We start from the raw sequence: 13,128 nt of genomic DNA on the forward strand, positions 1-13,128 counted from the left end.
CCGGGTGTCCATGTGAGAGAGGTGATCCTGGAGACCACCAGCGATCCCGTCACGTGGCAGGTGCATGGGATCCTGCCATGGCTCGAAGAGCTGGGTGGGCGTTTCCTGCACGGCGGCATGTTGTCCAGCGAGGCTCCATACAAACTCCATGGCGGTAACTTCAGGAAGGGAGAGGGGCTATGACCGATCCCTTGCCGGGCACCGCGTCGAACTGCGTGGGGCGGAGTCGCCCCGCGCCGCGGGGCCATCCGCCGTCTGCGGCTCCGCCGTTTGCGGTGCCGGCCCCGGCGGGTTGCCCGCCGCGTTTCCCTGCGGGACACGGGCGGGGCGAACCCGCCCTACGGTCGTCCGCAAAGGCAGGCGCCCGGTCCCCCACGTGAAAAGGGCCGCGCCCCTTTCGGACGCGGCCCCTCTCTCGTCGGTCGGATGATGCGCGGTAGAGACGGCGGACTTAGAAGCCCATGCCGCCCATGCCGCCCATGCCACCCATGCCGCCCATGTCGGGGGCGCCGCCGCCGTCCTTCTTCTCGGGGACGTCGGCCACCATGCACTCGGTGGTGACCAGCAGGCCCGCGATCGAGGCGGCGTCCTGCAGCGCGGCGCGCACGACCTTGGTCGGGTCGATGATGCCGGCCTTGATCATGTCGGTGTAGACGCCGTTCTGGGCGTCGAAGCCCTGGTGCGGGTTGTCCTGCTCCATCAGCTTGCCGGCCACGACGGCGCCGTCGGCCCCGGCGTTCTCGGCGATCTGACGGACCGGCGCCTGCAGGGCGCGGCGCACGATGTCGATGCCGGCCTGCTGGTCGGGGTTGGAGCCCTTCATGTCGGCCAGGACGCGCGAGCCGTACAGCAGGGCGACGCCGCCGCCCGGCACGATGCCTTCCTCGACCGCCGCGCGGGTGGCGTGCAGGGCATCGTCCACGCGGTCCTTCTTCTCCTTCACCTCGACCTCGGTCGCGCCGCCGACCTTGATGACGGCCACGCCGCCGGCCAGCTTCGCCAGACGCTCCTGCAGCTTCTCGCGGTCGTAGTCGCTGGTGGTCTCTTCGATCTGGCTGCGGATGACGTTGCAGCGGGCCTGGATGTCGTCCTTGGCGCCGGCGCCGTCGACGATGGTGGTCTCTTCCTTCGTCAAGGTGACGGTCTTGGCCGTGCCGAGCATGTCGATGGTGACGTTCTCGAGCTTGATGCCGACCTCTTCCGAGACCACCTGGCCGCCGGTCAGGATGGCGATGTCCTGCAGCATGGCCTTGCGGCGGTCACCGAAGCCCGGGGCCTTGACGGCGGAGACCTTCAGGCCGCCACGCAGCTTGTTGACCACCAGGGTGGCCAGGGCCTCGCCCTCGACATCCTCGGCGATGATGAGCAGCGGGCGGTTGGACTGAACCACGGACTCCAGCACGGGCAGCAGCGGCTGCAGGCTGGACAGCTTGCCCTCGTTGATGAGGATGTACGGGTTCTCCAGCTCGCAGAGCATCTTCTCCGTGTTGGTCACGAAGTAGGGCGACAGGTAGCCGCGGTCGAACTGCATGCCCTCGACGACATCCAGCTCGGTCTCCAGGCCCTTGGCCTCCTCGACCGTGATGACGCCCTCGTTGCCGACGCGCTCCATCGCCTCGGCGATGATCTTGCCGATGGACTCATCGCCGTTGGCGGAGATGGTGCCGACCTGCGCCACTTCCTGGCTGTTCTGCAGCTTGGTGGAGCGCTTCTGCACGTCTTCCACGACGCCCGCGACGGCGGCTTCGATGCCGCGCTTCAGATCCATCGGGTTCATGCCGGCGGCGACCGACTTGGCGCCCTCGCGGACGATGGACTGCGCCAGCACGGTGGCCGTGGTGGTGCCGTCACCAGCCAGATCGGCGGTCTTGGAGGCGACCTCCTTGACCATCTGGGCGCCCATGTTCTCGAACTTGTCGGTCAGCTCGATTTCCTTGGCGACGGTGACACCGTCCTTGGTGATGCGCGGCGCGCCGAAGCTCTTCTCGATCACCACGTTGCGGCCCTTGGGGCCCAGGGTCACCTTGACGGCGTCGGCCAGGGTGTCCACGCCCTTCATCATGCGGTTGCGGGCGTCAATCCCGAAACGAACGTCCTTGGCGGTCATGTTTGTCTATCCTCTTGATCCGGAAGTCTGGGGGGTCGGTCTCTGGGAGGGAGGGCGGCCGCCTACTCCAGGACGCCCATGATGTCGGCTTCCTTCATGATCAACAGCTCGTCGCCGTCGATCTTCACCTCGGTGCCCGACCACTTGCCGAACAGCACCCGGTCGCCCACCTTGACGTCGAGGGCGTTGATCTTGCCGTCATCGCCGCGCGCGCCCGGGCCGACGGCCAGAACCTCGCCCTGCATGGGCTTTTCCTTGGCGGTGTCCGGGATGATGATGCCCCCGGCGGTCTTCTCCTCGGACTCGACGCGCTTCACCAGAACGCGGTCGTGCAGCGGACGCAGCTTCATTCTTTCCTCCGTCGATCGACGCCGTATCGGTCGTGTGTGATCGGTTGCTGTCGTGCTAAGGCCGCCCCGGGCGGAGCGGCCAAGAATTTGAATTCTCTCGGGATTTCATGAGCTGTTAGCACTCAGGCCCGTCGAGTGCCAACGAGATAGGGCAGCCCCCGCGGGCTGTCAAGCGGCCGCGTGCGGCGCGGTCCGCAAAAACTGGCGGGATCGGGGCGGAGACACGGCCGCTCCGCCGCCCGCCGATTTCGCGGGGGGGCGACGCGGACTCATGCTAGCCTTGCCGGTGCGCGGGCGGTTCAAGGGGGGCGGTCCGGTGCCGCTCGGCGCATGAGGCACACTCATCCGCCGCTGGTCTCATTCCCCTTTCGCATCGGGAGGACTCATCATGCGCACCGGACTTCTGCGCGGGATCGCCGTCGCCGCCACCGTCGCCGCCTTCAGCGCCGGGCCGGCGTGGGCCCAGGACCTGAGTTTCATGGTGCGCAATGCCACCGGCGTGACCATCGACGGCTTCTATGTCTCGCACACGGACACGGACGACTGGGAGGAAAACCTGCTGGAGAACGCCTATCTCGCGTCCGGATACGAGGTCGAGGTGGTGATCGCCGACGGGCGGCGCACCTGCATGTACGACATCCTCACCACCTTCGCCGACGGCGACGAGGTGGACGACTACGGCGTGGATCTGTGCGACCTGGGGGTCTACACGCTGGAATAGCCGCAACCCGGCGGCGGGCATGGAGCGATCAGAACGCCGTGTCGCGGAGGACGAACCGGACGTCGTCGCGCGAGCAGTACATGTCCTTCATGCCGAAGCGGAACACGTCCGCCTGGAAGTGCATGAACCAGCTATTGTTCCAGGCCGTCGTGACGCACAGGTTCATCATGTGGGGATCGTCGCGGGCCTCGATCCGGTGCAGGAAGGGATAGTGCCAGAACATCTGCGAGGCCCAGCTCACGTTGAACCGCTGGTCCAGCGGCTTGATGAGGTCGTGCTTGAAGAGGTGATAGGTCAGCGGCACCTCTTCCTTGGCGGTGAACTCGTTGCTTTCATAGGTGTCGTAGACCTCGCGCAGCACCGGGGCGTGGCGGCTGCGCTTGTAGACGATCACGCCCGCGTTGGCGGTGTCATGCACGTCGCCGGGCAGGCCCGCCTTGGTATAGCGCGCGCAGGCCGGCTCGACCTTGCGCGCGACCATGCGCGCCCGCCGCTCGGTGGACAGCTCCTTCAGGCCGGGCGTGGTGGTATTGGCGTGGTTCTCCGTCATGATCCCCACCCGGTCGCTGTCGTGGTGCGAGACGATGCACGGCGCCCGGTTCGGGTTGATGAGGATATCGTGATCGAGCCAGACCACGTCCTCATAGGCCCGCGTGGCCTCGTGCTCCAGGATCAGCAGCTTCTGCCAGTGGGGCGGGCGCTCGGTCGCCCGGGGCGTGGGGTCGATGTAGTTTTTCAGAACGATGATGTCGTAGCCGTGCTTGCGGGCGTAGTCGGCCCAGGTGGGGGAGAAGACGTTGCTCCACTCGTTCTGCACCCGGTCGCCGATCAGCACCGTCACGAGGGCCTTGTTTGCCATGCCCCGTTCCTCGCCTCCGATGCGGCCGTTACGGCGTGTAGTCGGCTTGCTGGAACGAATCCAGAACCTGCAGATAGTTGGCGCGCTCGTAGGCGGCGGTGTCCGCCACCGCCTTGTGGCTCAGGGCGCCGCGCGCCTGGTCCACGGTGTCGTAGCCGCCCACCTCCAGGAAGGCGCGCAGGCCGGTGACGAGCGTCTTCATGTGGGCGGGGCCGTAGCGCAGCAGGGCGGATGCGGTCATGACCACGTCGGACCCGACCAGGATGAACTTCATGGCGTCCTCGGCGCCCTGCACGCCCGTGGTCGCGGCCATGCTGGCCCCGCCCAGATGGCCGTACAGGATGCCGATCCAGCGCAGGGGAAGGCGGGCCTCGGCCGAGGTGGACAGGTCCAGCGTGGGCAGCGCCCGCATGGCCTGCAGGTCGATTTCCGGCTGGTAGAAGCGGTTGAACAGCACCAGCCCGTCGGCCCCGGCGGCGACCAGACGCCGCGCCATGTGCCCGGGGGCGCTGTAGTACGGCCCCAGCTTGACCGCGACGGGGATGGACACCTCGCTCTTGACCGATTGCAGGATGCTCTCGACGCGCGCCTCCACGGCGGCGCCGGTCTCGTCCAGGTCGGCGGCGACGTAATAGACGTTGAGTTCGATGGCCGGCGCCCCGGCCTCCTGCATCATGCGGGCGTACTCGGTCCAGCCGCGCGCGCTGATGCCGTTCAGGCTGGGGATCACGGGGATGTCGCAGCTCTCGCGGGCGCGGCGGATCAGGTCCAGGGTCTCGTCGCCGCCGATGCCGATGTCGTCCATCGAGGCGGCGGGGAAGTACCCGCCCGCGACCTCGGCGTGGCTTTCGGCGCCGACCTCGGCCAAGCCGTGCAGGGCCTCGCGCTCGCGCTGGATGCGCTCCTCGAACAGCGAGGGCATGACGACGGCGGCCGCACCCGCGTCCTCCAGCCGGCGGATGCCGTCCAGGGTGCCGGACAACGGCGAGGCCGATGCCACGATGGGATGCGCCAGCGTCAGCCCGAGATACCGCGTCGTCATGTCCATGGGTGCTGTCTCCCTCCCCGACCCAGACGGCCCTTGCCCCCTGTATCGCCAGACCCGATTGGGGGGTCAATCATTTGCGTGTGGTGGCAGCGCCTTCTTGGACCGCCCGGGCCCATGACGCCACGTCATGAGGCGGGCGGCCGGTGCAACCGCACCGGCGCCGCGAAGCGGCGGCGGCGATGAACCGGACGGGTCCGGTTCATCGCCGATTGGGATCACATCTGCCCGCGCGGTCCCTCGCGGGCCATTTCCTCGTACAGGTGATACTTGGCCAGAACCTGTTCCTGGGCCTGCGCCATGAGCCGGCGCGCGGTGTCCGGGTCGCTCGCGGCCAGGGCCCGGTAGCGCAGCTCGTTCTGGGTGTAGGCGGACAGGGGGATGCGCGGGCGCGGGCTGTCCAGGATGAACGGGTTTTCCTCGGACTGGTGCACCGCCGGATTGTAGCGCAGCAACGGCCAGTAGCCGCTTTTCACCGCCAGATCCTGTTGTTCCATGCCCTTGTCCATGGCGATGCCGTGGGCGATGCAATGGCTGTAGGCCAGGATGATGGAGGTGCCGGGATACTGCTCGGCCTCGCGGAAGGCGGTCAGCACGTGCTGCGGGTTGGCGCCCATGGCCACGCGGGCGACATAGACGTTGCCGTAGCTGATGGCCTGCAGCGCCAGATCCTTCTTGCCGACGCGCTTGCCGGCGGCGGCGAACTTGGCGACGGCGCCGATGGGCGTGGCCTTGGACATCTGGCCGCCGGTGTTGGAATACACCTCGGTGTCCATGACCAGGATGTTGACGTCGCGGCCGCTGCCCAGCACGTGGTCCAGACCGCCCGAGCCGATGTCGTAGGCCCAGCCGTCACCGCCGACGATCCAGATCGACCGCCGCACCAGGTGATCGACCACCGACAGCAGGTGGCGGGCGTCGTCGTCCTCCAGCGGCTCCAGCAGGGCGCGCAGCGTCTCCACCCGGGCGCGCTGGGCGACCAGTTCCGATTCGGTGCGCTGGTTGGCTTCGAGGATCGAGGCGGCGAGCTGCTTGCCCACCACCGGGGCCAGTCGGGCCAGCAGGTCGCTGGCGAGCCGCACGTGGTTGTCCCCGGACAGGCGGAAGCCCAGGCCGAACTCGGCGTTGTCCTCGAACAGGCTGTTGGACCACGCTGGGCCGCGTCCGGTGTCGTCCACGGCCCACGGCGTGGTCGGCAGGTTGCCGCCGTAGATGGACGAACAGCCGGTGGCGTTGGCCACCTGCAGCCGGTCGCCGAACAACTGCGAGAGCAGCCGGACATAGGGCGTCTCGCCGCAGCCCGAGCAGGCGCCCGAGAACTCGAACAGCGGCCGCAGGAACTGCGCCCCGCGCACGGTGGAGAAGTCCACCCGCGCCCGGTCGTTGACCGGCAGGGTCTCGAAGAACGCCTGATGCGTGGTGATCTCGTCGGCCACGCTCATCTTGTCGTGCATGTTGATGGCGCGGCGGCTGGCGTTCACCGGGTCCTGCACCGGGCAGGCGTTCACGCAAAGCGTGCATCCGGTGCAGTCCGAGACCATGACCTGCAGCGTGAACCGGGTATCCGGGAAGCCGCGCGCGTCCACGACGGCGGAGGGGAAGCCGGCCGGCGCGCCCTCCAGCCGGCCCTCGTTGTAGAACTTGGTGCGGATGACCGCGTGCGGGCAGACCATCGAGCAGTTGCCGCACTGGATGCACAGCTCCGGGTCCCACTTGGGGATCTGGGTGGCGATGTCGCGCTTTTCGTACTGCGTGGTCCCGCTGGGGAAGGTGCCGTCCGGCGGCAGGGCGCTGACCGGCAGGGAATCGCCGCGCCCGGCCAGCATGACGGCGGTCACGTCGCGCAGGAAGGCGGGGGCGTCGGCGGGGATCAGGGTCCGCAGCGGCAGGGCGTCGACATCCGCCGTCTCCGGCGGGATCGGCACTTCCTTCAGGTGGGCGATGGCCATGTCCACGCCCGCGTGATTGCGCTTGATGACCTCTTCGCCCTGACGCTTGTAGGTCTTGGAGATGGCGGCCTTGATGCGCTCGATCGCCACGTGCAGCGGCAGCACATTCGACAGCGCGAAGAAACAGGTCTGCATGATGGTGTTGACGCGCCGGCCCAGGCCGGCGTCGCGCGCCACCGCCACGGCGTCGATGGTGTGCAGCTTCAGGCCCCGCGCCCGGATGATCCGGCGCATGTCCACCGGCAGGTGGGCCCAGATCTCCTCGGGCGGGTAGGGGCTGTTCAGCAGGATGTCCGCGCCGAGTGCGGCCCGGTCCACGATGTCGATGGAACTGATGAAGTTGAACTGGTGGCAGGCGATGAAGTTGGCGTGCTCGACCAGATAGGGCGACGTGATGGGGCGGGGCCCGAAACGCAGGTGCGACACCGTGCGCGACCCCGACTTCTTGGAATCGTACACGAAATACGCCTGCGCGAAGCGGTCGGGGTCGTCGCCGATGATCTTGATGCTGTTCTTGTTGGCGCCCACGGTGCCGTCCGAACCCAGGCCGTGGAAAATGGCGCGGACCGTGTCCTCGGGTTCGATGGAGAACTCGGAGTCGTGGGTCAGACTCAGGTGGGTGACATCGTCGGTGATGCCGACGGTAAAGCGGGGCTTGGGCTCCGGCCGGGCCAGCTCGTCGAACACCGCCTTGGCCATGCCGGGCGTGAACTCCTTGGACGACAGCCCGTAGCGCCCGCCGATGACGCGCGGCATGCCCGCCGTGGGCAGGCTGCCGTTGCCGGCGGCCTCGGCCAGGGTGGACAGCACGTCCATGAACAGGGGCTCGCCGGGCGCGCCGCTTTCCTTGGTGCGATCCAGCACCGCGATGGAGCGGGTCGAGGGCGGCAGCGCGGCCAGGAAGCGGTGCGCCGACCAGGGCCGGAACAGGCGCACCTGGAGCACGCCCAGCTTCTCGCCGGCGGCGTTCAGGTGGGCGGCGGTGTCCGCCGCCGTCTCGACGCCCGAGCCCATGACGACGATGACCCGCTCGGCATCCGGCGCGCCGTGGTAGCTGAACGGCGTCAGCGGCCGCCCGGTGGCCGCGCTCACCGTCTCCATGGCGCGCTCGATCACGTCCGGCATGGCGTCGTAGAAGGGGTTCGCCGCCTCGCGCGCCTGGAAGTAGACATCCGGGTTCATCGCCGTGCCGCGCACGAACGGCCGCTCCGGGCTGAGCGCGCGCAGGCGGTGGGCGCGCACCAGGTCGTCGTCGATCAGGGCGCGGATGGTGTCGTCGGGGATCAGGTCGATCTTGTTGACCTCGTGCGAGGTCCGGAAGCCGTCGAAGAAGTGCAGCACCGGCACCCGCCCCTCAAGGGTCGCGATCTGCGAGACCAGCGCGTTGTCGTGCGCCTCCTGCACCGAGGACGAGGCCAGCAGGGCGAAGCCCGTGGTGCGCGCCGCCATGACGTCCTGATGGTCGCCGAAGATCGACAGCGCGCTGGTGGCCAGCGAGCGGGCCGCCACATGGATCACGCAGGCGGTCAGCTCGCCGGCGATCTTGTACATGTTGGGCAGCATCAGCATCAGGCCCTGCGAGGCCGTGAAGGTGGTCGCCAGCGACCCGGCCTGCAACGCGCCGTGCAGGGCGCCGGCGGCGCCGCCCTCGCTCTGCATCTCCATGACGTCGGGAATGGTGCCCCAGATGTTCGGCCGGCGCTCGCTGGACCACTGGTCGGCGAACTCGGCCATGGGCGAGGACGGCGTGATCGGGTAGATCGCGCAGACCTCGTTGACCCGATAGGCGATGTGGGCGCAGGCCTCGTTGCCGTCGATCATGACGCGCTGGACACCGGAGCGCCCCTGGCCCGCCGGAGCGGTCATCGGCTGCGTCGGCGCGGTGGTATCGGGCATGGTCGGACGTCCTCTGTTGCCGGGCTCCGGGGCCGTGGGCGAGTCGGCCGGGGCGGTCGGGGCGATCGGTCGCGGCGCCGGGCGGCCGGCGGGACCAGCCCGCGCAGCCGGGGCGCCGGGGGCGCCGGGCCCCTTCCTAGGGGTTGGGCTCGGGAATCATCTCGATGGCATGACAGGGGCACTGGTCATGGCAGACGCCGCAGCCGGTGCAGCGCTCCAGGTCCACCCGGTAGCCCTTGCCGCGCCCCAGCTTCTGGATGGCGTTCTCGGGACAGGCGCCGTGGCAGCCGTCGCACTCATAGCAGTTGCCGCAGGACAGGCAGCGCTGGGCTTCGTAGTGGGCCTCCTGCACGGACAGGCCGCCGACCACCTCGCCGAAGCCGGTGGTGGCCTCCTCGGCGGGCACGTGGGGCTGCTGGCGCGGGTCCGCTTCCACGTAGTACGGCACCTTCAGGTCCGCGAAGCTGACCCCCGGATTGCGCGGCCGGGGCTGGTAGAGGCCGCCGCGCAACCAGGTGTCGATACAGCGCGCGGCCTGCTTGCCGTGGCCGACGGCGATGGTCACCGAGCGTTCCGACGGCACCATGTCGCCGCCCGCGAACACGCCCGGGGCGCCGGTCATCATGCGTTCGTCCACCCGCACGGTGCCGTCCCGGTCGAAGTTCAGGCCGGGGACGGAGCGCAGGAACTCGGTGTCCGTGTCCTGGCCGAGCGCCAGGATCAGGTCGTCGGCCTCGATGGTTTCGGTCTCGCCGGTGGGGCGCGGGCGGCCGCGGTCGTCCAGCTCCATGATCTCGACCGTCATGGAGCCCGGCTCCAGGCTCTTGATGGCCCGCAGCCAGTGGATCTGCACGCCCTCGTCCAGGGCCTCCTGGGCCTCGAAGTCGTGGGCCGGCATGTGGCCGCGGTCGCGGCGATAGACGATCAGGGGGTCGTGCCCCAGGCGCTTGACCACGCGCGCGGCGTCCATGGCCGTGTTGCCGCCGCCGTAGACCGCCACCCGGCGGCCCAGGCGCGGACGCTCCCCGGCCTCGATGCTCTTCAGGAAGGACACCGCGTCCATCATGGGCGCGGCGTCCCGGGCCGGGATATCCACGCGTTTGGACAGGTGCGCGCCGACGGCGATGAACACGGCGTCGAACTTGCCGTCCTGGCGCTCCGCCTCAAGGTCGGTGACCTTGTGGTTCAGGCGCAGGTCCACGCCCAGATCGACGATGCGCTGGATCTCCTGGTCCAGCACGTCGCGCGGCAACCGATAGGCCGGGATGCCGAAGTGCATCATGCCGCCGGCCAGCGGGCCGGCATCGACCATGGTGACGGCGTGGCCGCGCCGGGCCAGATGATAGGACGCCGACAGCCCGCTGGGGCCGGCGCCGACGATCAGCACGCGCTTGCCCGTGGTCTCGAACGGGCGTTCGAACTGCCATCCCTTCTCCAGCGCGAGGTCGCCCAGATAGCGTTCCACGGCGTGGATGGAGACGCTGGCGTCCAGCTCCTTGCGGTTGCAGGAGTCCTCGCAGGGGTGATAGCAGACCCGCCCGTGCACCGCCGGCATGGGATTGTCCTGCGTCAGGACGCGCCACGCGGTTTCGTCCTCGCCCGCCTGCACGTGGGCAAGCCAGGCCTGGATGTTCTCACCGGCCGGGCAGGCGTGGTTGCACGGCGGCAGGTGGTCCACATAGATGGGACGTCTGACCCGCTCCGGTCCCGTGCGCCGCTCGTGACTAAGATCGAGCGGACGGGTCATGTCCGTCGGGCGGTGGAGACTGGCCTCTGCCATGGCACGTTCCTTCCCCGTGTCCCGGGGCGCCCGCTCTTTGGCGGCGGTTCACCCCATGCGGCGCCGCCCGGCGATCGGAAAGCCGGGGCCGGCGCGGTGCGCGGGCCATGGTACAAGAATCCGGGCGGCGAAACAGGGGTGAATTGAAATCTGTCGCAAATCCGTCGCGGTGCGCGGGGCGGCCCGCGTCCGGGCCGTCGGAATGCCGCACGCCGCCACTGGGGCTTGATGCCCGGCCGGATTTCCTCTCATGATGCGGCCCTGTTGGCCGATGGTTCCAACGGTCTCTGACGAGGACCGTTGGAGTCCGTGGCCGGCCCAAAAAGCAGAAGAGTGGATGAGGCACCCTCATCCGCCGGCCACATCCCAACAGATCCCGCCTGCAGCGGGACGCCACCCGGGAGGATCACCCACCATGCGCATGCTCGCCCGCGCGGCCCTCATGGCCGCGTCCACCGCCGCCATTCTGGCCGTCGCCCCGGCCTTTGCCCCGGCCTCAGCCTACGACCCCCTGGTCGAGAAGCAGAGCTTCACCATCCCCGCCTTCACCACCCAGAGCGGCGAGACCGTCAAGGAGATGACGCTGGGATGGGAGGCCTACGGCGCCCTGAACGAGGCCAAGGACAACGTCATCCTCATCACGCATTATTTCTCGGGCAATTCCCACGCCGCCGGGCGCTACAGCGCCGACGACGCCGCGCCGGGCTACTGGGATTCCATCATCGGGTCCGGCAAGCCCATCGACACCGACCGCTTCTACGTCATCGCGGTGGACACGCCGGTGAACCTGGGCGCGCACAGCCCGACGGTCATCACCACGGGGCCGGCGACGGAGAACCCGGACACCGGCAAGCCCTGGGGCATGGACTTCCCCATCCTCACCATCCGCGATTTCGTCGAGACCCAGAAGGCGCTGCTGGACCAGCTCGGCATCGAGACCCTGCACGCCGTCATGGGCGCGTCCATGGGCTCCTTGCAGGCCTACGAGTGGGGCGCCAGTTATCCGGACAGGGTCGAGCGGGTGATTCCGGTCATCGGCTCGGGTTGGGCGGATGCCGACCTGATCGCCTGGCTGAACATCTGGGGCGCGCCGATTCGGCTGGATCCGAACTGGAACGGCGGCGACTACTACGACGGCACGCCGCCCACGCGGGGTCTGGCCGAGGCGCTGAAGATCGTCACCCTGCACGCCCAGCACCCCGAGTGGTCCAATGGCGTGTTCGGCCGCGCCTGGGCCGATGAGGCCAAGGATCCGGCCGACAGCTTCCAGAACCTGTTCCGGATCGAGGCCGTGCTGGACGGCGCGGGCCTGGCCCGGGCCGAGACCTCGGACGCCAACCACTTCCTCTATCTGGCGAAGGCGAACCAGCTTTTTTACGCCGGCCACGGCGACAGTCTGTACCAGGGCCTGTTCGACATCGACGCGCCGGTGCTGCTGATCCACACCAACGAGGACCTGATCTTCCCCGGCGACGCGGTGCGCGAGACGGCCGCCCTCATCAAGTCGGACGGCACGCCGGTGCAGATCGTGGAGCTTCAGGGCACGCGCGGGCATCTGGACGGGGTGCTGTCCATCGCCCAGGCCGGCGACGCCATCCGCGCCTTCCTGGAGGAGGGCGGAGAGTAGCCGACCGGGAAGCGGGGGCGTGAGACCCGGCGTGCGGGTCCCATGCCGCCGCCACCGTTACCCGCGCGGCGGGCGCGCTTCCTCGATCACGTCCAGGGCGACCACGCCGGTGTTCAGCACCTGCTTGCCGGTATTCTCGAAGTTCACGGTCACCCGCGCGCCCACCACCGACTGCACCTGTCCGGTGCCCCAATCCGGACGGGACGACATCCTGACGCGCGCCCCTGGCGCCACATAGCCCGATCCTGTCATCAACATGTCCGCCTCCATGGTTTGTGCTCCGTGGTGACTGGGTGTTTTCGGCTGCCCTTTCCCGATGTCCCGGCGTCTCCGTTTTTTTGTCTCCCGGGCCGATCCGGGCGGGCTGTCTGGAGCCCTTCCAATAAGTTTCATTAGAACACGTGGGGCGCTGGCCCAACAATTGCCAGACCGGGGCGCAAAGGGCGGAGGCTCCAGGGCATTGGCGCGGATCTGGTCTGATGGATGGGCCCCTCACGCGAAAGGCGCAGAAAAGCGGTCGGACTTGTCGGGCGCACCCGCCGGCCGCCGGTTCGTTGTGCGCCCCGTGGCGGGGATTGCAGGGCGCTGAACGCGGATGACAGGGGTGTCATGGGTCGTGTCACCGCCCGAGATCCTTCGCCGCCGATGGCGGCTCAGGATTGTCTGTTTGATTTGTGGCATTGTGGAGATGCCGGGTTGCGGGGCCCCGGGTGGCCACCCGGGGCCCCGCACCGGATCGTGTGATCGTCTCAGGATGGGGTCTTTGCCCGTTGTCATCGTGATCCGCGATCCGG

10 protein-coding genes are annotated in these 13,128 nt (G+C 68.7%); 3 read left to right on the forward strand and 7 right to left on the reverse strand.

Annotated elements, in window-relative coordinates; genetic code table 11:
- A partial coding sequence (locus tag GHC57_RS19660) for a hypothetical protein (RefSeq protein ID WP_211369234.1) occupies window positions 1–183 on the forward strand: 183 nt, incomplete at its 5' end.
- A 268-nt stretch (window positions 184–451) separates the two neighbouring features.
- Here the strand turns inward: GHC57_RS19660 and groL are convergent.
- On the reverse strand, window positions 452–2,107 hold the full coding sequence (gene groL, locus GHC57_RS17415; protein ID WP_153346625.1) for a chaperonin GroEL: 1,656 nt from the start codon (window positions 2,105–2,107) through the stop codon (window positions 452–454).
- Between the two features lie 62 nt (window positions 2,108–2,169).
- Window positions 2,170–2,457 carry a co-chaperone GroES gene (gene groES / locus GHC57_RS17420; RefSeq protein WP_153346627.1) on the reverse strand — a complete coding sequence of 96 codons (288 nt, stop codon included), beginning with the start codon at window positions 2,455–2,457 and terminating at the stop codon, window positions 2,170–2,172.
- Between the two features lie 388 nt (window positions 2,458–2,845).
- Here groES and GHC57_RS17425 point away from each other — a divergent pair, with 388 nt between their 5' ends.
- A complete protein-coding gene (locus GHC57_RS17425) occupies window positions 2,846–3,178 on the forward strand; it encodes a hypothetical protein (RefSeq protein ID WP_153346629.1) in 333 nt (110 codons plus the stop codon).
- Window positions 3,179–3,206: 28 nt separating this feature from the next.
- Here the strand turns inward: GHC57_RS17425 and GHC57_RS17430 are convergent, their stop codons facing one another.
- The 4 genes from GHC57_RS17430 to GHC57_RS17445 form a co-directional block, all read right to left on the reverse strand.
- Complete coding sequence (locus GHC57_RS17430; protein ID WP_153346632.1) at window positions 3,207–4,037, reverse strand: glycosyltransferase family protein; 831 nt, start codon at window positions 4,035–4,037, stop codon at window positions 3,207–3,209.
- A 28-nt stretch (window positions 4,038–4,065) separates the two neighbouring features.
- Window positions 4,066–5,085 (reverse strand): dihydroorotate dehydrogenase-like protein, encoded by a 1,020-nt coding sequence (locus GHC57_RS17435; RefSeq protein WP_153346634.1) that lies wholly within the window; start codon window positions 5,083–5,085, stop codon window positions 4,066–4,068.
- A gap of 215 nt (window positions 5,086–5,300) precedes the next feature.
- Window positions 5,301–8,927 (reverse strand): pyruvate:ferredoxin (flavodoxin) oxidoreductase, encoded by a 3,627-nt coding sequence (gene nifJ / locus GHC57_RS17440; RefSeq protein WP_425500696.1) that lies wholly within the window; start codon window positions 8,925–8,927, stop codon window positions 5,301–5,303.
- Window positions 8,928–9,063: 136 nt separating this feature from the next.
- Window positions 9,064–10,707, reverse strand: coding sequence for an NAD(P)-binding protein (locus tag GHC57_RS17445; RefSeq protein WP_211369235.1), 1,644 nt, complete (start codon window positions 10,705–10,707; stop codon window positions 9,064–9,066).
- Window positions 10,708–11,122: 415 nt separating this feature from the next.
- On the opposite strand from GHC57_RS17445, the gene GHC57_RS17450 reads away from it, so the two are divergent.
- Window positions 11,123–12,334, forward strand: a complete 1,212-nt coding sequence (locus GHC57_RS17450; RefSeq protein WP_246152447.1) for an E22 family MetX-like putative esterase — start codon at window positions 11,123–11,125, stop codon at window positions 12,332–12,334.
- 57 nt (window positions 12,335–12,391) lie between these two features.
- Here GHC57_RS17450 and GHC57_RS17455 read toward each other — a convergent pair whose 3' ends face one another.
- Entirely contained in the window at window positions 12,392–12,592 is a 201-nt protein-coding gene (locus GHC57_RS17455; RefSeq protein ID WP_343031204.1) for a DUF3553 domain-containing protein, read from the reverse strand.
- Window positions 12,593–13,128 lie beyond the last annotated feature (536 nt).

It is taken from the genome of Roseospira navarrensis (genome assembly GCF_009601025.1).
Taxonomy (GTDB): Bacteria; Pseudomonadota; Alphaproteobacteria; order Rhodospirillales; family Rhodospirillaceae; genus Rhodospira; species Rhodospira navarrensis.